The sequence below is a fragment of the Sporosarcina sp. FSL K6-3457 genome, assembly GCF_038007285.1.
Lineage (GTDB): Bacteria > Bacillota > Bacilli > Bacillales_A > Planococcaceae > Sporosarcina.
Window position 1 is genome coordinate 2,234,913 of the sequence record NZ_JBBOWX010000001.1, and the last position, 24,700, is coordinate 2,259,612.

General features: G+C 40.8%; 22 protein-coding genes. 16 read left to right on the forward strand and 6 right to left on the reverse strand.

Going from position 1 to position 24,700, the window contains the following annotated elements; genetic code table 11:
• The first annotated feature begins 112 nt into the window (after positions 1-112).
• The 4 genes from N1I80_RS10600 (at position 113) to N1I80_RS10615 (ending at position 5,134) form a co-directional block, all read left to right on the forward strand.
• Positions 113-1,867 (forward strand): ABC transporter ATP-binding protein, encoded by a 1,755-nt coding sequence (locus N1I80_RS10600; protein ID WP_340737840.1) that lies wholly within the window; start codon positions 113-115, stop codon positions 1,865-1,867.
• Positions 1,867-3,654 carry an ABC transporter ATP-binding protein gene (locus N1I80_RS10605; protein ID WP_340737841.1) on the forward strand — a complete coding sequence of 596 codons (1,788 nt, stop codon included), beginning with the start codon at positions 1,867-1,869 and terminating at the stop codon, positions 3,652-3,654. Before N1I80_RS10600 ends, N1I80_RS10605 begins: the two co-directional genes overlap by 1 nt.
• 190 nt (positions 3,655-3,844) lie before the next feature.
• Complete coding sequence (locus tag N1I80_RS10610; protein ID WP_340737842.1) at positions 3,845-4,555, forward strand: cytochrome c biogenesis CcdA family protein; 711 nt, start codon at positions 3,845-3,847, stop codon at positions 4,553-4,555.
• 93 nt (positions 4,556-4,648) lie between these two features.
• Complete coding sequence (locus N1I80_RS10615) at positions 4,649-5,134, forward strand: CcdC family protein (protein WP_340740024.1); 486 nt, start codon at positions 4,649-4,651, stop codon at positions 5,132-5,134.
• Positions 5,135-5,174: 40 nt separating this feature from the next.
• Here the strand turns inward: N1I80_RS10615 and N1I80_RS10620 are convergent, their stop codons facing one another.
• Positions 5,175-5,582: a DUF2621 domain-containing protein gene (locus tag N1I80_RS10620; RefSeq protein ID WP_340740025.1), complete on the reverse strand. Its 408-nt coding sequence runs from the start codon at positions 5,580-5,582 to the stop codon at positions 5,175-5,177.
• Positions 5,583-5,665: 83 nt separating this feature from the next.
• Between N1I80_RS10620 and N1I80_RS10625 the strand changes: the two genes are divergently transcribed.
• From N1I80_RS10625 to N1I80_RS10635, 3 genes are all read left to right on the forward strand, one after another.
• Positions 5,666-5,794 carry a YvrJ family protein gene (locus N1I80_RS10625; RefSeq protein ID WP_340740026.1) on the forward strand — a complete coding sequence of 43 codons (129 nt, stop codon included), beginning with the start codon at positions 5,666-5,668 and terminating at the stop codon, positions 5,792-5,794.
• Positions 5,795-5,905: 111 nt separating this feature from the next.
• Positions 5,906-6,502, forward strand: a complete 597-nt coding sequence (locus N1I80_RS10630; RefSeq protein WP_340737843.1) for an SCO family protein — start codon at positions 5,906-5,908, stop codon at positions 6,500-6,502.
• A gap of 41 nt (positions 6,503-6,543) precedes the next feature.
• On the forward strand, positions 6,544-7,212 hold the full coding sequence (locus N1I80_RS10635) for a lytic transglycosylase domain-containing protein (RefSeq protein WP_340737844.1): 669 nt from the start codon (positions 6,544-6,546) through the stop codon (positions 7,210-7,212).
• Between the two features lie 40 nt (positions 7,213-7,252).
• Here N1I80_RS10635 and N1I80_RS10640 read toward each other — a convergent pair whose 3' ends face one another.
• A complete protein-coding gene (locus N1I80_RS10640) occupies positions 7,253-7,507 on the reverse strand; it encodes a GlsB/YeaQ/YmgE family stress response membrane protein (protein ID WP_340737845.1) in 255 nt (84 codons plus the stop codon).
• Between the two features lie 115 nt (positions 7,508-7,622).
• Positions 7,623-8,168 (reverse strand): cysteine hydrolase family protein, encoded by a 546-nt coding sequence (locus N1I80_RS10645; RefSeq protein ID WP_340737846.1) that lies wholly within the window; start codon positions 8,166-8,168, stop codon positions 7,623-7,625.
• Positions 8,169-8,775: 607 nt separating this feature from the next.
• Between N1I80_RS10645 and acnA the strand changes: the two genes are divergently transcribed.
• The 3 genes from acnA (at position 8,776) to N1I80_RS10660 (ending at position 12,546) form a co-directional block, all read left to right on the forward strand.
• On the forward strand, positions 8,776-11,490 hold the full coding sequence (acnA, locus tag N1I80_RS10650; protein ID WP_340737847.1) for an aconitate hydratase AcnA: 2,715 nt from the start codon (positions 8,776-8,778) through the stop codon (positions 11,488-11,490).
• A 295-nt stretch (positions 11,491-11,785) separates the two neighbouring features.
• Positions 11,786-12,211: an acyl-CoA thioesterase gene (locus N1I80_RS10655; protein WP_340737848.1), complete on the forward strand. Its 426-nt coding sequence runs from the start codon at positions 11,786-11,788 to the stop codon at positions 12,209-12,211.
• The gene (locus N1I80_RS10660) at positions 12,211-12,546 is read left to right on the forward strand and encodes a hypothetical protein (RefSeq protein ID WP_340737849.1); all 336 of its coding nucleotides are present in this window, start codon (positions 12,211-12,213) and stop codon (positions 12,544-12,546) included. The genes N1I80_RS10655 and N1I80_RS10660 overlap by 1 nt, the downstream gene beginning before the upstream one ends.
• A 12-nt stretch (positions 12,547-12,558) precedes the next feature.
• On the opposite strand, the gene N1I80_RS10665 is transcribed toward N1I80_RS10660, so the two are convergent.
• Together N1I80_RS10665 and plsY are read right to left on the reverse strand one after the other, a co-directional pair.
• Positions 12,559-12,852: a HesB/YadR/YfhF family protein gene (locus N1I80_RS10665; RefSeq protein WP_340737850.1), complete on the reverse strand. Its 294-nt coding sequence runs from the start codon at positions 12,850-12,852 to the stop codon at positions 12,559-12,561.
• A 36-nt stretch (positions 12,853-12,888) separates the two neighbouring features.
• Positions 12,889-13,491, reverse strand: a complete 603-nt coding sequence (plsY, locus tag N1I80_RS10670) for a glycerol-3-phosphate 1-O-acyltransferase PlsY (protein WP_340737851.1) — start codon at positions 13,489-13,491, stop codon at positions 12,889-12,891.
• A gap of 297 nt (positions 13,492-13,788) precedes the next feature.
• Here plsY and parE point away from each other — a divergent pair, with 297 nt between their 5' ends.
• From parE to N1I80_RS10690, 4 genes are all read left to right on the forward strand, one after another.
• Complete coding sequence (parE, locus tag N1I80_RS10675) at positions 13,789-15,762, forward strand: DNA topoisomerase IV subunit B (RefSeq protein ID WP_340737852.1); 1,974 nt, start codon at positions 13,789-13,791, stop codon at positions 15,760-15,762.
• Positions 15,759-18,188 carry a DNA topoisomerase IV subunit A gene (gene parC, locus N1I80_RS10680; RefSeq protein ID WP_340737853.1) on the forward strand — a complete coding sequence of 810 codons (2,430 nt, stop codon included), beginning with the start codon at positions 15,759-15,761 and terminating at the stop codon, positions 18,186-18,188. The genes parE and parC overlap by 4 nt, the downstream gene beginning before the upstream one ends.
• A gap of 99 nt (positions 18,189-18,287) precedes the next feature.
• Positions 18,288-19,502 carry an MFS transporter gene (locus N1I80_RS10685; RefSeq protein ID WP_340737854.1) on the forward strand — a complete coding sequence of 405 codons (1,215 nt, stop codon included), beginning with the start codon at positions 18,288-18,290 and terminating at the stop codon, positions 19,500-19,502.
• 589 nt (positions 19,503-20,091) lie between these two features.
• Positions 20,092-20,682, forward strand: coding sequence for a PBECR4 domain-containing protein (locus N1I80_RS10690; protein WP_340737855.1), 591 nt, complete (start codon positions 20,092-20,094; stop codon positions 20,680-20,682).
• 428 nt (positions 20,683-21,110) lie between these two features.
• Here N1I80_RS10690 and N1I80_RS10695 read toward each other — a convergent pair whose 3' ends face one another.
• Complete coding sequence (locus tag N1I80_RS10695; protein ID WP_340737856.1) at positions 21,111-21,998, reverse strand: LysR family transcriptional regulator; 888 nt, start codon at positions 21,996-21,998, stop codon at positions 21,111-21,113.
• Positions 21,999-22,116: 118 nt separating this feature from the next.
• On the opposite strand from N1I80_RS10695, the gene aroA reads away from it, so the two are divergent.
• Together aroA and N1I80_RS10705 are read left to right on the forward strand one after the other, a co-directional pair.
• The gene (aroA, locus tag N1I80_RS10700; RefSeq protein ID WP_445683647.1) at positions 22,117-23,466 is read left to right on the forward strand and encodes a 3-phosphoshikimate 1-carboxyvinyltransferase; all 1,350 of its coding nucleotides are present in this window, start codon (positions 22,117-22,119) and stop codon (positions 23,464-23,466) included.
• Positions 23,467-23,737: 271 nt separating this feature from the next.
• Positions 23,738-24,361 carry a hypothetical protein gene (locus N1I80_RS10705; RefSeq protein WP_340737858.1) on the forward strand — a complete coding sequence of 208 codons (624 nt, stop codon included), beginning with the start codon at positions 23,738-23,740 and terminating at the stop codon, positions 24,359-24,361.
• Positions 24,362-24,700 lie beyond the last annotated feature (339 nt).

Genomic DNA, 24,700 nt, shown 5'->3' on the forward strand with positions numbered 1-24,700 from the left:
TCACCAAAACTATTTCATAATCCGAATAATTTAGAACTCGGACCTTTTCTATTGTTCGGAATTTTGCTAAACTATTCAAAGGTCAAATTTTAAAAGAAGTAGGGGAAGTCAAGTGAAGGTTTTAGTACAATTGAGTTGGTTTTTTAAACAACAGAAAAAGCAGTACATATTTGGAATTGCTATGCTTGTTTTCGTATCACTTTTGCAACTGATCCCTCCGAAAATCATCGGGATTATTGTCGATGATATTACAATAGGCGAATTGACAGCTGGGGGGCTGACCAAATGGCTCATTATCCTGGGAGTCGCGGGCGTCCTTATGTATGTTGCACGCTTCTACTGGCGTATGATGATTTTTGGTTCGGCCGTTTTATTATCCCGCCAAATGCGTGAAAAATTATTCAATCATTTTACGAGAATGTCGCCGTCTTTCTACCAAAAAAGACGAGTAGGAGATTTAATGGCCCATGCCACAAACGATATTAACGCCGTGCAACAAACCGCTGGCATGGGCGTTTTAACGCTTGTCGATTCTATTTCAACAGGTGGCTTTGTTATTTTGACGATGGCTATCACCATCAATTGGAAACTAACCTTAATTGCACTCATTCCACTGCCGTTCATGATTTTCATGACGGGCTATTATGGAAAGTTGCTACGTAATCGATTCCGATTTGCGCAAGAAGCCTTTTCTAATTTGAATGATAAGACACAGGAAAGTATATCAGGTATTAAAGTCATCAAAACATTTGGCCAGCAGCAGGAAGATATTGAGGATTTTACGAATTTATCGACTGATGTGGTTGCTAAAAATATGCGCGTTGCCAAAATAGATGCGTTATTCGATCCGACGATTACAGGAATTTTTGCCGTTTCATATATTTTGTCCTTCTATTTCGGAACGAAGTTTATCATTGCGGGTGATATGTCCATTGGGGATATGGTGGCGTTCAGTACATACTTGGGTCTTCTCGTATGGCCAATGCTGGCATTTGGTTTCCTATTTAACATTGTGGAACGTGGAAATGCATCCTATAGTCGGATTACGGAATTATTGTCCATTGATCCAGAAATTATAGACCTACCCGGCGCTATCGATAAAAGACCAGAAGGCGATCTCTATTTCGATATCGATGAATTCAAATTCCCTGGTGACGAGCGTCCTGCTTTGCATAATGTTCACTTCACGTTGCAACGGGGAGAGACAATGGGGATTGTAGGGAAAACGGGATCAGGGAAAACTGCCATTTTGAAATTATTGCTGAGAGAATTTGAAGGGTATACGGGCAGTGTTGTCTATGGAGGTAACCCTATCAATCAGTATAAGCAGCGACGTTTACGAGAGTCCATCGGCTACGTGCCACAAGATCACTTCTTATTCTCAACAACACTTGCTGAGAACATTGCGTTTACCAATCCTAACATTGCGATGGAGAACATTTATGAGGCGGCACGGCTCGCGCATATCCACGACGACATTTTAGAATTTACGGAAGGCTATGACACCATAGTCGGCGAACGTGGTGTATCGTTGTCAGGCGGCCAAAAGCAGCGAGTGTCTATTGCGCGTGCATTGATTATGGAACCAGAATTATTGATTTTGGATGATTCCTTGTCAGCCGTTGATGCCAAAACGGAAGAAGCCATTTTGGAATCACTTAAACAAACACGGACAGGCGAAACGACGATTATTACGTCACATCGTTTAAGTGCTATCCAACATGCGCATAAGATTATCGTTTTAGATGAAGGAACAATCATCGAGGCTGGAACACACGAGGAATTGATCGACATGGATGGTAAATATAAAGAAATGTATGATTTGCAACAACTAGAAGTACTTGTTGAACAAGGGGGTGAGGGATAATGTCTGTGGAAAAACAACCAAAACTAACCGCGAAAGATCAATGGTCGGTTTTTAAAAGGCTATTAAGCTACACCATCCCACATAAAAAAAGTATAGTCATCGCGCTTACCCTATTGATTTTGACAACGATAGGAAGTATTGTCGGACCCTTAATCATTCAGCGCTTTATCGACAATCATTTGACACCGATGAGCTTTCCAAAGGAGACGGTCACAACCATCGCCGTCGTTTACATTAGCATTCAAGTGTTCATCGTCGTGGTGTCCTATTTCCAATTGATGCGTTTCCAGGACATTGCTTTGAAAATTATTCAACAAATGCGGATTGACGTATTTTCAAAAGTGCAAGGGCTTGGCATGCGTTATTTCGATAAAACGCCCGCTGGAAGCATCGTATCACGTGTCACAAACGATACAGAATCTATTAAAGAGATGTTCGTCAGTGTCATTGTGACGTTTTTACAAGCGATTTTTGTGCTGATTGGTGTCTATATCGCTCTCTTTACACTGGATCGTAAATTAGCGTTGATTTCTTTGGTATTGTTGCCTTTAATTTTACTAGTCATCATTGTATACAGGCGTTACAGTGCCGATTTCTACCAAGATATTCGGGAACGGTTAAGTCAGCTAAATGCTAAAATTGCCGAATCATTATCGGGTATGGGAATGGTCCAAGCATTTAGACAGGAAGATCGTTTAGAGGCCGAATTCGATGCGATTAATGAAAAGCATTTCCGTGCAGGTACGCGTAATATTAAATTCGATAGTGTGCTACTAGGACCAGCAATTGACCTGTTATATGCAGGAGCGATTGTGTTCGTCCTTGGTTATTTCGGATTTATGTCACTTGACAGTGCGGTTGAAGTAGGAGTCCTCTATATCTTCACGACATTGATTGGAAAGCTTTTTCAACCAGTACAACAAGTGATGCAGCGATTGTCTATTTTTCAACAAGCACTTGTTTCTGCATCTCGTGTATTTATATTGATGGATGATTCGGATATGGAGCCCGAACAACAGGACGATGGCAAAGTAGCTATTCAAGATGGAAAAATTGAATTTCGCAATGTGACATTTTCCTATGATGGAAAAACAGATGTGCTGAAAAATATTTCATTCACAGCAAATGCCGGTGAAACGGTTGCGCTTGTTGGGCATACAGGGAGTGGGAAAAGCTCGATTATCAATTTGCTGATGCGCTTTTATGAATATGAGCGTGGGGACATTTACATTGATGGTGTATCATTAAAAGAGTTTCCGAAGCAAGAACTGCGTAAAAAAATGGGATTGGTCTTACAGGATCCATTTCTGTTTTATGGAGATATTGAAAGTAATATTCGTTTACACAATCAGGATATGACTTCTGCAGAAGTACGAGCAGCTGCTGAATTTGTACAGGCGAATGAATTCATCGAAAAGCTACCTGACAAATACGCGCAAAAAGTAACAGAGCGTGGTTCGACTTTTTCAAGTGGGCAGCGTCAACTCGTAGCATTTGCACGCACAATCGCAACTAATCCAAAGGTCCTTGTGCTTGATGAAGCTACGGCAAACATTGACACGGAAACGGAAGTGGCAATCCAGACCAGCTTGGAGAAGATGAGAAAAGGGCGCACAACGATTGCAATTGCTCACCGTTTGAGTACGATTCAAGATGCTGAACTCATTCTTGTTCTGCATAAGGGTGAAATTGTTGAACGTGGCACACACCAAGAGCTATTGACGCAAAAAGGACTGTACCATAAGATGTATTTGCTGCAAAATGGGATTTTAGAAGACGTTATTTGAGTGACGACCAGCCTACACATTCCTTATAAAGAGGTACGTGTAGGCTGTTTTTGAGCCTACAGGATGCAGGACGCGGCGCCTTTAGACTGTGTTCCTTCAAAGTGTCATAAACTGTTCACAGACAAATTAGACGTATTCCGGCGCATCTTTTGATACGATGAGGACAGAAAAGATAGAAGGGGAGAGAATAATGGCACCAGACTTAAATCTATTTCTCGCTTTTGGCGCCGGTTTCTTAAGTTTTATATCACCTTGTACATTGCCCTTGTACCCAGCATTCTTATCGTATATTACAGGCATGTCATTGGATGATTTGAAATCGGATTCAAAACGCATGACGAAAAGCGGGATGCTACATACGCTGTTCTTTTTAATCGGATTTTCACTGATTTTTGTTGTACTTGGTTTCGGATCATCATTTCTAGGCAAGTTCTTCATTGAAAATCAAGAAATTCTAAGGCAAGTGGGTGCTATTTTCATTGTCTTATTTGGTGTGATGATTGCGGGTTTATTTACACCAAAGTTTCTTATGCAGGAAAAGAAACTACAGTTTAAAAATAGACCTTCCGGTTACTTTGGGTCAGTATTAATTGGACTTGGATTTGCAGCGGGCTGGACACCGTGTTCGGGGCCTATCATTGGAGCCATTATTGGATTATCTGCTGCCAACCCAGGTTCAGGTATGCTGTATATGCTCTTATATGTCCTTGGTTTTGCAATTCCTTTCTTTATCTTATCGTTCTTCGTGACGAGACTTGCTTGGATTCGCAAATCCAGCGGAATCATTATGAAGGTCGGCGGCTATATTATGATTGCGGTCGGAATTCTATTGTTTTTTGATGGCATGACGTACATCATCAGTTTATTGAGCCCGATTTTTGGAGACTTTACAGGCTTTTAAATGGGGGATACAAATGGAGCAAATTGGATCGTTCAGTGGACGGGTAGAAATAATTGAACGGGGGAGAGCAGAGTGAGTGCATTAATTGAAACCATTTTCACAAAAGTTCCCCCGGTTTATCTTATTATTGGCTCTACTGCTGTTGCATTGTTCATGGGGATCATGGCACTTATCGTGCGAACGAAAGCAGCTAAAAAACCTGTGACAGCCAAAAGAATTATTTTGCCACCCCTTTTTATGTCGACAGGTGCGCTGATGTTCGTATTTGAAGAGTTCAGAGTCGCTCCGCTACAAATTGCGGAAGCTCTTATTATTGGGGCTCTCTTCTCTATTATTTTGATTAAGACGACAGCTTTTGAAAAGAAAGAAGACGGCATCTACGTCAAACGTTCCAAAGCATTCCTGTTCATCTTGTTGGGACTACTAATTATTCGGCTCGTTGGAAAACTGCTATTGAGCAATACAATCGACGTAGGCGAACTTGGTGGCATGTTCTGGATTCTGGCATTTGGCATGATTGTCCCATGGAGAATTGGTATGCTTGCCAAGTTTAATCAAATGAATACGGCCGAACAATAAGAAAAGGTGTCCACACAATTTGTGTAGGCACCTTTTCCTATCAGAACAAACTTTCATAAGGGGCTAAATCAATGTTCATGGATGTTAGTTTCTTACGAAGGAATTTATGATCACGTTTTGGTGTCGCCTGAATATAGCCGCGGATAATCAAATCATGATTAATTTTCTTCGCTTTTTCCTCTAGCGCAATCTCACCGATTTTACCCGCAATTTTTTGCTTAGCGACAGGTCGGAATAATTCCGGTACGGGCGTAACGAGCTCGTTCAGCATTAATTTCGCTTCATCATTCCACAGGTGAATGGAGCTTTCCACATAATGCTCTTCCCAGTCGAGTGTCGATTTACCGTCTGCTTTCGGAAATACTTTGAGAAACTTCCGGAACATGAAAAAGCCACCGATGCCAAAAAGGCCAACAAGGACAAAGCACCAGAAAATGATGAACCACATAAATAAATCTTGCAACAGTCTTCACCTCTTCCATATCTATTACCTATTATAAGAGCATCCGCAAAAAATTACACGGACAATGTATTTCTTTTTTCATTTTCATACTACAAGAAGTTGGCTTTCCGATTTTTGTATCCTTTTACTTATTGCATCGCTTGGAAAGTAAGCTTATTGTTATCCATGATGCTCATGTACTCTTGAAGATGAAATGAACTTCACAAAATCGTCGATGTTTTGACAGGAGATTTTCTACCGATTTGCTTGTTTAGGTGCAACTCTTCCGCTATGATGAACGTATAAACAGTATAGTGAGGGATAAGAGAATGCGTAAAAAGTTATTATTACCGTATGTTTTACTTGTAATACTTCTACTAGTAGCTTGTTCAGGTCCAGGCGGATTCAAAGCAGATTTTGAATATCAAATCGCGCCGTTTGAATTTACAAATCAGCATAATGAGCAAGTTTCGCTTGATGATTTGAAAGGACAAGTGTGGCTATCTCAATTTGTATTCACAAATTGTACATCAGTCTGCCCACCGATGATGGTAAATATGGTAGATATCCAAGCAAAACTAGCTGAAGAAGGCGTTGAAGACTATAAAATCATATCATTCAGTGTCGATCCAGAAGTGGATACACCTGAAGTGTTCCAAGAGTATCTTGATATGTTTGATCCTCAGGATCAAGATAAGTGGGAAATGCTAACAGGTTACACAATGGAGGATATTTCGAAGTTTGCGTTGGAATCCTTTAAGGCGATTGTAATTGATGATCCGAACTCAGACCAGGTGACACATGGTGTTCAATTTTCACTCGTCAATCAGCAAGGTCAAATTGTCAAAATGTATAATGGAGTTGACGACGTACCTTACGAAAAAATTGTTAAAGATATGAAAGCACTCATTAAAGCAGGTGCTTAAACGGTAAAGGGAAGGCTAGATTTGACGGGGTGAAAAGCAAGATGACAAAAAAGAAAAGCAAAGGGTTGTCTATGAAGGTAAAAGCATTGCTTATTATTCTTCTGATCCCCGTTGCAGTTACTGTTTTTACGTTGACTGCTATTATCTGGACAGGCTTGCAGAACCCAGAATTAATTCGAAAATCGGCGAGTGCACTGCTTGACATGAAAGAACACCATAGTGTAACGATGATTCCGGAGGAGTATATCCCGGTGTATAAAGAAGCGGCTGAAACGTATGGTATCCCATGGACGCTGTTAGCTGCCCATCACCGGATTGAAACACGTTTTTCAACGATGGATCCTCTTCTTTCTCCAGTTGGTGCAGAGGGCCATATGCAATTCATGCCCTGCACATTTGTCGGTTGGGGTTATCCGGGATGTAGTGGGCTTGGCAAAGGAGAAATACCTGAAGAGGATAAAACGAATCCGGAAATTATCAAGCAATATGGTGGCTATGGCGTAGATGCAAATGGTGATGGAGTTGCCGATCCATATGATATTGAAGATGCCATGCATAGTGCTGCGAAATATCTTGCGAAAAGCGGCGCAGCAGATGGTGAGCTTGAAAAAGCTATTTTTGATTACAACCGTAGTGAGAAATATGTGCAGGATGTTCTTTATTTTTTCAATGAATTTGAGATATATCGTATTGAAATGGAAAATAAATGAAAAAAATGGACCCATCATAAATGGGGTCCATCTTTTTTTGTCATGTAGCCCTACGCATGGTTTTCATGATAAAGCTCACAATGAAGACAAGGATAATCGCGCCAAGCAGAGCTGGGAAGACATAAAAATCGGATACGCGCCATCCCCATTGGCCAAGCAGTTTACCGCCAATCCAAGCTCCGATAATCCCGGCAATGATATTACCGATAATGCCGCCCGGAATGTCTTTCCCTAAAATCATACCAGCCAACCAACCAATGATCCCACCGATAATCAAAAACCAAATGAATCCCATTGAACTTCATCTCCTTTGAAGTAATTCGTAGTTGCTTCAGTAGTATTCGCCATAACCTGCTTTACGATACTTTAAACAACAAAAACGAAAAAATTACCAGAGATTTTAGCAGAAGTTAGCGAACAATCGTGGCACCTAACGTATTTTTAAAATGACGCAGTGCCCATTCATGACCCGAAGCATCGAAACTTGCGACACCTTGTTCATGAATGACGATATCAAAACCACGGTTATAAGCATCGACAGCTGTGTGAAGGATACAAATATCCGTACAGACGCCAACAAGATGTAATTGCGTAATGCGGCGTGCACGTAAAAGTAGTTCCAAATCGGTTCCAGCAAATGCGCTAAAACGTGTTTTGTCCATCCAATGGATGTCTTTCTTACACTTATTATACAATTGCTGAAGAGAACCGTACAACTCTCTTCCGGCAGTTCCACGAATATTATGCGGTGGGAATTGTTTAGTTTCAGGATGATACGGATCGTCAACATCATGCACATCAACTGGCATGGCAACAAAATGGCCTTCATCTAGAAATGCTGCTGTCAATTTAGTAATATAATTTTCAAGTGCAATTCCTGGTTCTCCACATGTTAACGCGCCATCTTTGGCTACAAAATCGACTGTATAATCGACTACTAGTAATGCCTTTATCATGCGTAACACTCCTTTTCGTGTCATTCTGTTTTTTATGCCATTTCTAAACCGTTATTTCAGTATACTTTAAAAATATCGAGTAGTAAAATACCTTTGCTTGGAAAAAGGAGTACGTATCGCCACAAAATCGGTACGCTCTGTAGAATTGCTGCGCTACATAGCTGAACGAATTAATAATCAGGCAGGAATGACGAGTTTGTCGGCAAAAAATGTTCCAACTGGTTCAAAAGAGGGTATATATGTATGAGATGTTCCCTTCGCCAAGATTAGTAAAGCTCACAGAAACAGAATATGCAATTCCTTTGGAAAGATTTGAAGACTGTAATCCTGGAAGATCAATCGCGCCTCGGCAATGAGTCATTACAATTACTTATGAAAGACTATAAATATAATGTATTTTACTTATGTTCCTAGGTATTATATGATGGACTAGAGAAAAGACGCTTACCTATCTTCTCTAGAAGACAGATAAAGCCTTCGGCGGATGTCACCGGTTTTTGTAGGGGAGTTTTGAAAAGCTCGAAAAAAATTGGACGTAATTATGCCGAGGCGTAATTGATTTACAGCCTTTTCAGCAGTTTTAGTAGAAAAAAGGAGGAATTCAGCAATGGCAAAAAGCAATTTGCACAACAGCCGTCAGTCATTCGAATTGAATGGCAAGACGTATAATTATTACCGTCTAGCTGCGCTGGAAGAAGCAGGCATCGCAAACATTTCCAAACTACCTTATTCCGTAAAAGTGTTACTTGAATCCGTACTACGTCAACATGATGGTTATGTCATTAAAGACGAACATGTCGAAAATCTAGCAAAATGGGGTAAAGATGCGGACGCAGATGCAGAAGTACCATTCAAACCGTCACGCGTTATTCTTCAGGACTTCACAGGTGTACCTGTTGTCGTTGACCTTGCAGCACTTCGTTCAGCAATGGCGAAAATGGGTGGAGACCCGAACAAAATCAACCCTGAAATTCCTGTCGATCTAGTCATTGACCACTCGGTACAAGTTGACCGTTATGGCACACTTGATGCATTGCAAAAAAACATGGAGCTTGAGTTCGAGCGTAACGCAGAGCGTTATCAGTTCCTAAGCTGGGCACAAAAAGCGTACGACAACTACCGTGCAGTACCACCTGCAACAGGTATCGTTCACCAAGTTAACTTGGAGTACTTGGCAAACGTTGTTCATGCGATTGAAAACGCAGATGGCACATTCGAAACATACCCAGATACACTTGTTGGAACGGACTCCCATACAACAATGATCAACGGTATCGGTGTTCTTGGATGGGGCGTTGGTGGTATTGAAGCAGAAGCAGGAATGCTTGGACAGCCTTCATACTTCCCAATTCCAGAAGTTATCGGTGTTAAATTGGTTGGAGAACTTCCAAATGGAACAACTGCAACTGACCTAGCATTGAAAGTAACGCAAACACTTCGTGCACATGGTGTTGTTGGTAAATTCGTTGAGTTCTTCGGACCTGGCGTTGGTAAATTACCACTTGCAGACCGTGCAACAATTGCGAATATGGCACCTGAATACGGTGCAACTTGTGGTTTCTTCCCAGTCGACGAAGAAGCGCTTAACTACATGCGTTTAACTGGCCGCGAAGAAGAAAATATCCAAGTGGTTAAACAATATTTGATCGAAAACGATATGTTCTTCACAGTTGATAATGAAGAGCCAACATACACAGAAGTAGTGGAAATCGATTTGTCTCAAATCGTGGCGAACCTTGCTGGACCAAAACGTCCACAGGATATGATTCCACTAACAGACATGCAACGTTCATTCAACGATGCGGTTGTAGCGCCTGAAGGCAACCAAGGTTTCGGTTTCACACCGAAAGAACTTGAGAAAACGTCTACAATCAACTTCGAAGACGGACGCACTGTTGACCTTAAAACAGGTGATTTAGCCATCGCAGCAATTACATCATGTACAAACACATCTAACCCATACGTTATGTTAGGTGCGGGTCTTGTTGCGAAAAAAGCTGTCGAAAAAGGACTTACGCCACCAGCTTACGTGAAAACGTCATTGGCACCAGGTTCAAAAGTTGTAACAGGCTACCTACAAGATTCGGGTCTTGATGCTTACCTAGATCAAATCGGATTTACAACAGTAGGGTACGGCTGTACAACATGTATCGGTAACTCTGGACCACTTCTTCCAGAAATCGAAAAAGCGATCACAGCGAACGATATGTTAATGTCATCGGTTCTTTCGGGTAACCGTAACTTTGAAGGACGTATCCACCCACTTGTGAAAGCAAACTACTTGGCTTCACCGCCGCTAGTTGTCGCTTATGCACTTGCTGGAACTGTCGATATCGACTTTGACAAAGATCCAATCGGTCAAGATAAAGACGGCAATAACGTCTTCTTTAAAGACATTTGGCCAACAACGGAAGAAGTACAGGCAGTTGTGAAAGCAACGGTTACACCTGAGCTATTCCGTAAAGAATATGCACGCGTCTTCACAGAAAACGAAGCATGGAATGCTATTGAAACAACTGATGATTCCTTGTACGATTTTGATGAAAACTCAACATATATTCAAAACCCACCGTTCTTCGAAGGACTTGCAAAAGAACCAGCTGACATTCAAGCACTTTCAGGGCTACGTGTTATCGGTAAATTTGGCGATTCCATCACAACGGACCACATTTCACCAGCGGGCGCAATCGGTAAAGATACGCCAGCAGGGAAATACTTGCTTGACAATGGCGTAAGCCCACGTTTCTTCAACTCTTACGGTTCACGCCGTGGAAACCATGAAGTGATGATGCGCGGTACGTTTGCGAATATCCGTATTCGTAACCAGATTGCAAAAGGAACAGAAGGTGGCTTCACTACTTACTGGCCAAATAAAGAAATCATGCCAATCTATGATGCGGCTATGAAGTACCAAGAAGACGGTACAGGTCTTGCAATCATTACAGGTAAGGACTATGGAATGGGCTCTTCACGTGACTGGGCTGCGAAAGGAACCTCACTACTCGGTATCAGAACAGTTATTGCTGAAAGCTATGAGCGTATCCACCGTTCAAACCTTGTGATGATGGGTGTACTTCCACTTCAATTCTTGAAAGGCGATAGTGCAGAAACACTAGGCCTTACAGGTGAAGAAGCAATTAGTGTTAACATCGCGGAAGGCGTAAAACCACGTGATATCTTGAAAGTGACAGCTACAGCTACTGACGGTTCTGTTAAAGAATTCGATGTGCTTGCGCGTTTCGACTCTGAAGTTGAAGTTGACTACTATCGTCACGGCGGAATCCTACAAATGGTTCTTCGTGATAAAATGAAAGAAGCTTAATTTTTTGGAAAAGGTGTCCGATTCACTCGGACACCTTTTTCTACGTCCAGATTCCGGGCGCGAGATGCTCGGAGGCTCACAGGAAGTGAGTTACGCAGTGGAGAGGGATTGAACTGCCATCCCTCTTTGTTGCCGCAGGACGCGGCGCTCTTAGCCTGTATACTTTGACAGTCATATTGGCTATGAGGCAAAACCCGCCTCTTCTCTCCAACCCGTCTTATGCCTGTCGCATCTGAGCAGGCGCCCTGCGCTTTTGTAGTTTTATTTGTATAATAAACAATGAGGTGAGAGATAAGTGTATATAAGTGAAAAAGAAATTGAAATTAGGTATGCGGAGACAGACCAGATGGGTGTTGTCTATCATGCAAACTATTTAGTATGGATGGAAATTGGGCGTACGAAATTGATTGAGGACCTTGGCTTTACCTATGCAGGGCTTGAAGCAGAAGGCTATCTGTCGCCTGTGACGGATTTATCTATCCAATATAAGGCGGCCATGAAGTATGGGCAGCAGGTGATTATTCGTACATGGGTTGAGTTACATGGCAGATTGCGTACGACATACGGCTATGAAATCCTCCATGCGGATGGTACGCTTGCCGCGACAGCCACATCAGAACACGTTGTCGTCAAAAAAGAGAACTTCCGACCAGTTTCTCTTCGGAAAATCGCACCGGATTGGGATGCAAAATATGTAGAAATTCGTCGAGTGGCGGACTAATGGCATTTGGTATTAAGCGGAATGAACTGGTTGCGTGGAAAAAAGCAGTTAGCAACAATGAAATCGCCTTTCTCACACATTATTGGCTTGACGAACGTTTTCCCGGATGCCACACAGTGACCAAGGCGGGGTGTGCTGACCTTGATAAGTTAGCAACCTGGGGCAAGCAATACGGCTTACAACCGGAATGGATAGACTTACGGGATGATTATCCACACTTCGATTTATTCGGTAAATATGAACGTGAAATTTTACTGGCAGAAGGTTTGTCGAATCAGCTCGAACGATTTGGTTTACTTGCAACTACCAGTGAAGATGACATGAAAAAAGCGTGAGGCATTGTGCCTTCACGCTTTTTCATATGAATAAATGAGTTCATCGACAGTAGGATCGACGTTAACATGTAGATCATGCTCTAGGAAATACCATTCATCACGACGCTCGATGTAGTATTGGACGCCATCATGGTTTGCTTCAACAGCAGCTTCATCGGGATCTTCCATTCTGACACCCAGTGAAAATCCAGCATGTAATGGACTTGCACCTCCGTATCGAGCAAAAAACTTAATGCTGTCACCCGATTCAGCCGCCATTTCTTCTTTAAACCAGCTTAACGCCTCAGTTGATAAGATAATCTTCATTCCCACACCAACCTTTCGATTACTGCCTCTATTGTATTACAACCACTTTACTTTTGGCTCGGTTCCTGCTCTAATCCGCCCAATATTTTCTCGATGACGATAGAAGATGAAGATAACAAATAAGCCAATTAGAATAATAAGTGTAAAATCACCCGTTCTAACATAATGAACAATACTGTATAGGAAGCCAACCGCCGCATCAATCATTGACGTCAATGAAACCATTTTCGTGATTTTCAATACAATAAGGAACGTGATGAAAAGTAAAAGAAAGACGGGCCAACTATAACCCAGAAGCACGCCACCAGATGTTGCCACCGCTTTACCGCCCTTGAAACGAGCAAATATGGGAAACATATGACCCACGACTGCAAGAATACCTGGAACGAGTGGGTGGACGTTTGTCTGTTCGAAAAAAGGTAAAGTTAACAATAAAACAGCTGCTGTTCCTTTTAAAATATCAATCAGCGTTACAGTAATACCTGCTTTTTTGCCCAAAATACGAAATGTATTAGTTGCACCTAAATTGCCGCTACCATGCTGGCGGATATCCATTTTGTAGAAGAGTTGCCCAACCCACAGTGCTGATGGGATGGAACCAAGTAAATAGGCGATGAGTAACAGTAAGATAGTTTCCATTCAATACCCCTTTTATATAGTTCTATAGTAATTTTAGTTTAGCAGAACCATGTGGTCACTACAATGACTTCGTCTAGAGAATCATTCACTCAGTACATATTTTTATGAGGTGGATTGGATTAATTCGGGTACGAACATCTGATTCAAGTCCCTATCGTTTAACGAATCATCATTGCAATAAATCATCTTCTTCTATACAATAAGTGGAGCAAGCTTCTAAGAACGTTGATTTGACAACCTTCTAGAGAAGCAGTACGATTATATAAAAGAGAACATTCGTTTGATGGGGGTCGTAATTTGACGAAGCAACAGGAAACATTTAAATATGATGATGATTCGATTCATGTATTAGAGGGCCTTGACGCGGTTCGTAAACGTCCTGGCATGTACATAGGATCTACCGATTCTCGTGGATTGCATCACTTGGTCTATGAAATCGTTGATAATGCGGTGGATGAGGCGCTAGCAGGGTTTGGTTCTGAAGTGGACGTAACGCTTCACACAGACGGCAGTGTCAGTGTCCGAGATTACGGGCGCGGTATGCCGACGGGAATACATGCAACAGGGAAGCCGACAGTAGAAGTCATTTTAACCGTTCTGCATGCTGGCGGTAAATTTGGACAAGGCGGCTACAAAACGAGTGGTGGACTTCACGGCGTTGGGGCCTCCGTTGTCAATGCATTGTCCGAATGGCTTGAAGTTACGATTTTCCGTGATGGCAAAAAGTTCCGTCAACGATTTGAACAAGGTGGCAAGCCTGTCACAACACTTGAACAAATCGGTACGACACGTGATAAAGGGACGCTTATCCATTTTAAACCGGATCCGTCTATTTTTTCGGTACTAAAATACCAATATGACACATTAAGTGAACGCTTACGTGAATCTGCATTCTTGTTGAAAGGTTTAAAAATCGACCTAAAAGAAGAAGGCACGGATAAGCATGACGTTTTTCATTATGAAACAGGGATTGAAGCCTTTATTTCTTATTTGAACGAAGAGAAGGATGTACTGCATCCTGTGGCTTATTTGGACGGAGAATCAGACGGCATTGAAGTTGAGTTTGCATTCCAATTTAGTGATGGCTATTCAGAAACCATTTTGTCATTCGTCAATAACGTCCGGACAAAAGACGGGGGCACACATGAAACAGGTGCAAAAACGGCGATGACCCGTGTATTCAATGAATACGCGAGAAAAACGGGTTTATTGAAAGAGAAAGATAAGAATCTAGAAGGCTCGGATATCCGTGAAGGAATTTCGGCCATCGTATCTGTCCGTATCCCAGAAGAAATTTTGCAATTTGAGGGACAGACGAAAGGTAAGCTTGGCACAAGTGAAGCACGTGGTGTCACAGATGCTATCGTGTCACAGAAGCTGCTCTATTTCCTTGAAGAAAATGCGGATTTAAGTGCATCACTCGTTCGAAAAGCCATTCGTGCACAACAAGCACGCGAGGCGGCACGTAAAGCACGTGAAGATGCTCGTTCTGGCAAAAAGAGAAAAAGATCAGATACACTGCTGTCAGGTAAATTAACACCTGCACAATCAAGAAATGCGGCGAAAAATGAACTGTACCTTGTCGAAGGGGACTCGGCAGGAGGATCTGCGAAACAAGGCCGTGACCGTGTATTCCAGGCTATTTTGCCGTTACGGGGAAAAGTGCTCAATACAGAAAAAGCAAAACTCGAAGATATTCTAAAAAATGAAGAAATCAATATGATTATTCATGCCATTGGGGGCGGTGTAGGCTCGGACTTCCAAATAGAAGACATTGCCTATGACAAAGTCATCATCATGACGGATGCCGATACAGATGGAGCACATATTCAAGTATTACTGCTGACGTTCTTCTATCGCTATATGAAGCCACTTATTGAAGCTGGTAAAGTGTACATCGCATTACCCCCTCTCTACAAGGTGTTTAAAGGGACAGGGAAGAGCGAGAAGCTTGCTTATGCATGGACAGAAGCGGATCTTGATGAAGCTATGAAAAAGGTCGGCAAAGGCTATATGCTCCAGCGCTACAAAGGGCTCGGTGAAATGAATGCCGATCAGCTGTGGGATACAACGATGAATCCTGAAACACGGACGTTAATACGCGTGACGATCGAAGATAATGCGATTTCCGAACGACGTGTCACAACGTTGATGGGTGATAAGGTAGAGCCAAGACGACGTTGGATTGAAGAAAACGTCGACTTCGGTATGCAGGAAGAACATAATATTTTGGACAATGAATTTTTGCACGTCGAGGGGGACTTTGAATGACTTTAGAAGAACGTTACCAGGATCTACCCTTGGAAGAAGTGATTGGTGACCGATTTGGACGTTATAGTAAATACATCATTCAGGACCGGGCATTGCCGGACGCAAGGGACGGCTTGAAACCTGTTCAGCGACGGATTATGTATGCCATGTTCCATGAAGGTAATACACATGAAAAAGCCTTCCGTAAATCCGCCAAAACAGTCGGTAACGTAATCGGTAACTATCATCCACACGGAGATTCGTCCGTTTATGAAGCGATGGTCAGGATGAGTCAGGATTGGAAGCTGCGTCATATGATGATTGAGATGCACGGTAACAACGGTTCTGTCGATGGTGACTCCGCTGCTGCCATGCGTTATACTGAGGCACGTTTATCTGCAATTGCGGGCGAAATGATGCGGGATCTCACTAAAAACACAGTTGATTTTATCCCTAACTTCGATGATACGGAACCAGAACCGACTGTGTTACCTGCACGATTCCCAAACTTGCTTGTCAATGGCTCAACCGGGATTTCGGCAGGCTATGCAACGGATATCCCGCCCCATGCATTGCATGAAACCTTAGATGCTGTGCTGATGCGCATGGATAAACCTGACGTTTCTGTTGATGAACTAATGACGGTCATCAAAGGACCTGATTTCCCAACGGGGGGTATCATCCAAGGAACAGATGGCATTAAAACAGCCTATGAAACAGGTAAAGGACGTTTTATCATCCGTGCTAAAACAGCCATTGAACCGTTAAAAGGCGGCAAGTCACAAATTGTTGTGACAGAAATTCCTTATGACGTTAACAAGGCCAATATGGTGAAGAAAATGGACGAGCTTCGTCTAGATCGTAAATTAGACGGGATTGCAGATGTGCGGGACGAATCGGATCGCACGGGCCTTCGTATCGTTATTGAACTGAAAAAAGACATCGATGGAAATGGTATTTTACAATATCTTTTGAAAAATACTGACTTACAAGTCACCTATAACTTCAATATGATTGCCATTTCTGATCGTAGACCGAAGCTAATGTCGCTCCCAATGCTGTTAGACGCTTATATTGGGCACCAGAAAGAAGTTGTGACACGTAGATCACAGTATGACATTCAAAAAGCACAAGACCGCCTACATATCGTCGAAGGGCTTATGAAAGCTCTATCCATTTTGGATGAAGTCATCAAAACCATCCGCGGATCAAAAGATAAGCGCGATGCGAAAAATAATTTGATTACCAAGTTTTCATTTTCTGAAATCCAGGCGGAAGCAATTGTTTCACTTCAACTGTACAGACTAACGAATACTGATATTACGGAGCTGCAGCAGGAAGATGCTGAACTGCGCAAGCTGATTGAACAACTCGATGCGATTTTGAAAAGTGATAAAAAGCTGTCGGCTGTTATTAAAAAAGAGCTGATTGCCATTCGCAAGCAATTTGCAGAACCACGTCGTTCCGTCATCGAGGAAAAAATTGAAGAAATCAAAGTCGATCTCGATATTTTGGTGCCGAGTGAAGAAGTTATTGTTTCTGTGACAAAAGACGGCTATGTCAAACGGACAAGCATTCGTTCTTACGGTGCTTCAAACGGAGCAGGGCAAGAAATGAAGGAATCTGATTATAGCTTGCTGGAAGAGCCAATGAACACACGACATCATTTGCTGCTATTCACATCAGCTGGTAACTATATCTATCAGCCCGTTCATGAATTGCCAGATATCAAATGGAAAGACCTTGGTCAGCACATTTCCAGTATTATTGCACTTGAGCAAAATGAATCGATTATTGCAGCTATTGGACTGGAAAGCTTCGATGAAGAGGCATTCATCTTGACTTCATCCAAAAATGGGGCAGTTAAACTGTCTAAGTTGGCGGATTACCAGGTGCAGCGTTATTCTAGGACGTTTAAAACGATGGGCATTAAAAAAGGCGACCAAATGGTAGATGCGCGACTGGTCAAAGGTGACGAAGATATGATTCTGTTTACACATCAGGCCTATGCACTACGTTTCCCGCTGACAGAACTATCGGTAACCGGCATTCGTACTGCAGGTGTGCGTGGCATCAATTTGAAGGACGAAGACTATGTTGTAGCAATGGAAGTCGTTCAAGACGACGGGGCTTCTATCTTACTGGCCACACAGCGTGGCGCTGTCAAACGAATGGGCTTGAAAGAACTGGATAGTGCTGCACGTGCACAGCGCGGCGTCGTTGTGTTGAAAGAATTGAAATCTAATCCCCACCGGGTTATCGGGGCTAAAATGGTAACAACTGATGAAATCATTGTGTTGGCAACGGAAAAAGATAGTAAGTTTGCCATTGTTGCAGGGGCATTACGTCCAGTCGATCGCTATTCCAACGGTAGTACGATAACGGATGAGAAAAAAGATGGCAATGTAACGCATATTTACAAGGATCCAAAGGCAGAGGTTGAATAAGAAGGCTAGGCAAGTCACGGGGATAAGTTCCTCGTGACTTTTTTTCATACCTCGCTTATAATAGTTCGATAAGCGAAATAATAGAACGGGGATAGAGTGATGTGGAAGAATCGTAACATTTGGATCATCTTAACGGGGGAAATGATCGCAGGTTTAGGGTTGTGGACTGGTATTATTGGAAATCTTGAATTTATGCAAGAAAAGATCCCTTCTGATTTCATCAAAGCACTCATTATGTCAGTTGGTTTGCTAGCGGGAATTATTGCGGGGCCATTAGCAGGGAAGGTTATTGATCAATCTAGGAAAAAAATAGTATTACTTCTAGCGGGCTTTGGGCGGATGATTAGTGTTGTCTTTATGCTAATTGCCATCTCAACGGGATCTGTTTGGTGGATGGTCGCCTTTATGATTAGTATTCAATTGGCAGCTACTTTCTATTTCCCAGCACTACAGGCGGCAATCCCACTCGTTGTCAAAGATGACGATTTGCTGACGATGAACGGGCTACACATGAACGTTGCGACCATCGCACGTGTCGCTGGAACTGCATTAGCAGGCATCATGCTCGTTTACTGGTCATTGGCGTCGCTATACTGGGTATCTATGATTGCTTACGGTGGATTGCTCATTTTCACATTAATGCTGCGTATTGATGAGGGAGAGGCAAGAGAGGCTAAAGTGAAAACCGCAGGCAAAGGCGGCTTCATGGAAGTGTTTCCAGTATTGAAAGCTTATCCAGCAGTCGGCATGACATTAGTTATGACACTGATTCCATTGTTGTTCCTTGGATCATTCAATCTACTTGTCATTAACATTAGTATTATCCAAGATTCGGCGTCCATTAAAGGGTTAATCTACACGGCTGAAGGAATTGCATTCATGGTCGGCTCCTTTGCGGTGAAGTATATTTCGTCAAAATGGAAGACAACAACGATTCTATTTTTCTTCGCAACGACGGTAGCAGTTGCTGAATTCATGCTGTTTTTTGTAGACAGTATGGCCATTACATTAAGTGCTTTTGCCGTTTTAGGCTTTTCATTAGGCTGCTTTTTCCCAACAGCCATGGTTATTTTCCAGAAACAAATGCCGAAAGAGTATCATGGTCGATTTTTCTCATTCCGGAATATGTTGGAGCGGGTTATGTTCCAGGTTGTGTTATTGTCGGCAGGGGCTTTCCTCGACATTATTGGGCTCCAGTTGATGGTCATCGTGTTCGGATTGATTAGTGTCAGCATGACAGTCTTGTTCTTTATACAGATGAAAAAACGTAATATTATATTGGAGCAACCGAAAACCACCGCGGAAAGTATTTAACTTTTCTGCGGTGGTTTTCTAGTGAGAAAGTAAAAAACGAACTATCCATTTTGGAAGTTCGTTGGTGTTTAATCTATTAAAGTTAAAGTATTAAGCAATAACTGTTCAAGTAAATCTTCACTCGTCACTGCACGAATCATAGCTTGCATGTACTGATCACGATCCATTTTGTTATATATCCATAAGAATCCTTTCTGTTTTGCAAAGGATTGTGCGGCAGTGCTAACTAAACAGTTAAAAAACTCACAGAATGCATTAACAAATTTTCATTAGCCTTAATGCATACATTGAAGGTAGCCATTGACCTTGAATAAAATCCTTTTCGAAGGAAAGGCTAATGGACATCAGGCTGCCTTTATGGTATTCTGAGATTAGAAATATGGTGATGATTAGGCACCGTGAAAACTTGATACTCATTTCAGACTTCGGGCGCTGGAAGTTGGCAAGCAACATAAAAACTTGATACTCTTTCCGGACTTCGGGTGCCGGAAGTTGGCAAGCAACATAAAAACCTAATCATTATATTCAGAAAAGGGGTGGAAGTAGTCATACTTTCATCCCTTTTTTGATTGAAAATAGGTGATTTCATATGATGAATGATAAAAGGACAATTGAAAGATTACTTCAAGGATTGGTTGCATTTGAAAAGGTCGTGGATACAGAAATTCATTACGTTTACTTTAAAGAAGGTTCTTACTATGAGCTTATTTTCAAACCACAAAAATCTAATTTTATGCACTTATGTGGTGTAGAATATAAAAACCCTAAGAGTAAGCAACCAATGAGACCTTCACAATTTTATTCAGCCCTCAAAGCAAGAAAAATATCACCCGAAGGTATTTTAAAAACTACATTTACCGATCAAAAATTGCAAGTTATTAGTTGTTTAGATGACCTGACGAAATGTACTGTTCGCATAATCGATGACAGAACCGTTTATTTGAATTTATCATTTGATAAAGGAATTCGAAGTAAAAAACAAATTTTCTGCTTGGCACTTGTTCGAAGACATAATGATTTATATGCACCAAATTCACTACTAAATTTAAAATCTTCAAAAGGAAATACTATTAAAAATGGTTATCCTGTTCATTGTATTTATAAGGTAGATCCCCATTCTCTTGGAAAAATAATACTATGCCAGACCGATGAATTTGATGAAAAGGTTTATTTTGATTAATACATATTTTAAAGGAAAAACAGAAAAACACCGCAGAAAGTATTTAACTTTCTGCGGTGTTTTATTTTATTGATTAAGTTAAAGCTGCCTTAATCAAAACTGGTGTTACGCTTGTTGCTGAAATGGATAATTTATGTATATGCAGCAGAATTATTAGACCTCGGCAGTGCATATATAAATACAGCTCGCACTCAATCTACCGTTCAACTAATGATCTATTCCCGTACCTCTCATTAAGTAAAAGGAAATCACGTCGATCAGTATTTAGCATTGTCTGATCAACTGTACAGGCTTCTTGTCAGTATTAGAGAGGATAGGTTGTTTATAGGGCAGCGCGACTTCTACGGGCATGCTACGGTGTTTCATAAGGCGAATTATATTGGGAGTCTATTTATGAATAAAAAGAAAGGTATTCGATAATATTCGGGTTAATCGTTTCCATTATTGGTTAAATGTTTGAAAAATTTATCTGCTGCGATTGATAAAGGAATGTCTTTTCGGGTTATTAATCCAATCTTCCGCTGTTCTAGTTTTTCATTTAATTGAACTTCAATTAATTCACCTTCAGCCAACTCCTTCGCAACCAACTCCTTAGTGACAAATGCAATTCCCATTCCAATTTTTGCACATTCAATTAGCAATTCTACACTTCCTACTTCAATATCTGGCTTCATAATAAGCCCCTTCTTTTGAAATAACTGATCAAGAAACCTTCTTGAACTACTTGTTTCCGAAAAAGTGATAATAGGGTAGTTTAGCAACTCTTCTAAAGACAGCGTTTTATTAGCCAAATCTTTATATTTCTTTCCCACTATGAAGGTACTGTTAATACTTAGGAACTCTGTTAGGTGTAGTTGACTTTGGTTGATCGGCATGTGAATGATGCCAATATCGATCATCCCACTTGTTAATTTGTCTACAATTTGAGGTGTTGACCCATGTTGAAGTTTGATCTGTAATTTTGGGAAATTGTCTTGAAATGTCTGTACATAAGGTAGCAAATAGTGCTTGCATGTTGAATCACTACCTCCGATTGTGACATGGCCATTGTCTAAAGTTTTCAATTCAGCAATCTTACGTTCCGCATTGTCAATTAATCCAAAAGCCGGTTGGATATAATCAAATAAGGTTTTGCCCTCATGAGTGATTTGTACTCCTTTTGAGGTTCTAATGAATAGTTGTACGCCAAGTCCTTCTTCTAATTGCTTAATAGAATGACTCACGCTGGGTTGTGTAATATATAACTTTTGTGCGGCTTTGCTGAAGTTTTTTTCTATGGCCGTTACATAAAATACATGATATAAATTCAAATGCATGATATAGATACCACCTATGACAGTTAGTCTTTATAGTAATTTCATTTATATAAGTCCCTTGATTATAATGAATATACGGAAAAAGTAAATCATTTAGATTAAGAGGAGTGATTTGGATTTGGACAAACATGGATTTGATGTAAAAGCCCGTAGTCCCTGGACACCATTAACTGATGTGAAAACGGTTGTTGTTTCACCGAGTGAAAAGAGGATAAATGGTTCAGTTATGATTCCTGGTAGTAAAAGTCTAACAAATAGAGCTTTAATAATGGCTGCTTTAGCTAATGGAAAAACAAAGGTGTCAGGAATTTTAAAAAGTGATGATTCGTATTGGTGTATAGATACCTTAAAGAAGCTAGGGATCAAAATAGAAATTCAAAATGATAGAGCTTACATTGAAGGGAAGGGGGGAGAATGGGATTCTAGTCATCTGTACATTGGTGCAGCGGGTACGATTGCAAGGTTTTTACCGGGGGCATTAGCAGTATCTAGTAAAGGGACGTGGGAGATTGAGGCTAGTGAAAGTATGAGTAAAAGACCTATTTCCCCTTTAATCGATGCTTTACAAGAACTAGATGCCGATATATCTTATTTGAGTGAGCAAGGCTATTATCCACTGTCCATAAAAGGGAAAGAATTAGCTGGAGGCCATGTGAACCTTTCCGGAAAAATTTCTAGCCAATTCATTAGTGGTGTATTGATTCCATCACCTTATGCTAAAGAGTCAATCACAGTTAATATTAAAGATTACATTGTTCAACACGCCTATGTGTTTTTAACATTACAGTTAATGGAGAAATTTGGAGCTAATGTTGAATATGATAACAACCTTGAAAAGATAGTCATTCATCCTTCGCATTACATTCCACAAGATATAGAATTAGAAGCAGATGCTTCTACAGCCTGTTACTTTCTTGCTCTTGCAGCACTGACAAATGGTACAATTCGAATTGAGAATCTTACCTATGAAACAAAACAGCCAGATATAAAAATGGTAGATGTTCTTGAAAGGATGGGATGTAAAGTAACAAAGGGGTCATCTTTTATTGAATTAACAGGGGTTCCCCAATTAAAAGGTGGATTTGAAATATCTATGAGGGAAATGTCAGATCAGACATTGACATTAGCGGCAATAGCCCCATTCGCAGATGGTCCAATCACGATAAAAGATGTTGAACATATACGCCATCATGAATCAAATCGCATTCGTGTCATATGTGAGTCTTTAACGAAGTTAGGAATCAAAGTAGAGGAGTTTAAAGATGGATTAAAAGTGTATCCAGGTAATCCGAAACCAACTTTGCTACATACTCATGATGATCATAGAGTTGCTATGTCCCTAGCTCTTATTGGTTCAAAAGTAGAAGGGATTAGAATAAATGATCCAGGATGCGTTTCTAAAACTTGTCCAGCGTATTTTGGGATGTTGGAGGACTTGGGATTGAATATATGTCGAATAAAACATTGAAAACCGGATTGAAAATAAAAGCTAATCAACAGGAATAGTACTATTACGATGCCATAATGTTCATAGGAGCATTTACGGGTAAACTAAAGGACCCTATAGATGCCTTACAAGCCCTTGAATGAAGAGAAAGGGCAATGGCTATTAGAAACGTCTTAAGCAGTCCTAATCATCTTTCTAAAAACGGTTCAACTACAGCAAGAATGTACAAAATAGTAGTTATAATTCTATAAACTTTATTGTATTAGAGACAGCATTAATTAAGGGGGAGAAAATGAGTAAATTTAGAGGGATAATCTTAGAAGGCTATTCGAATGCTGGAAAAACTTCTGTTTTAAAATCGTTGAAACAACTTCAGGCATGTGATGATGCCGAACGCAGTGTTATCATTCTTAGTGAGCATTATTCGCAAGTATTACACAAAGTAAATGGTGAATTAAAGTGGTTAGGTCATGAGGAACACTTACAACTCTTAAAAGAAAGAGTTGCGATGTTGAAAAAATTGAATAATTGGGCAAGAGAAATTGGACAATCATCCCAAATTTCAAAAGGTTTATTCTTTATATTGGAAAGGTTTCACTTAAATCATCGAGTAGCATTCCCGCATTATATATCAGATGAAATCAAGCAATTAGAAGAAGAGTTGTTTGAAATGGGAGCAAGATGTATCTTGTTAACTGTATCTCCAGAGAATATAGAGCAAAGAATATGCAGTAGAAATCCCAATGAATGGGTAGGCAAAACTGAAGAAGATATCAAAATGGCTTGTGATTTATTATTAGAGCAACAACAAGAGTATAGAAGTCAAGCTGAAAACTCAATCATTCCTACAATTGAAATAAATACCGATAATAAAGATTGGAAGTCCTACGCAAAACAGATTTACTACTTGAACTAACTGAGTGTGTTGGCTTAATAAGAATACTGCAAAAAGGACCATAGATAGGTCCTTTTCTTTGTTAATAGATCATCAACAATATTTTTAACAGAACCAAAAACAAAAATAACGATGGTACTAATAACAAATCAATCGCAAAGTGACAATCCGATCCACAAAGGTTGACTAACACATTTTCATACAAATCGAGCGTTGATTACAGCAATGAAATGTGCTATTTCACATCATCTTCTAGAAGTGTAAAGGTAAAAATGTTACAGTAGTTACGCATGCTTGATTGATTTGTCTGAAAACTGGCATTCTACAAACGGGCGATATTAAGAGTATTGTGTTGATGAC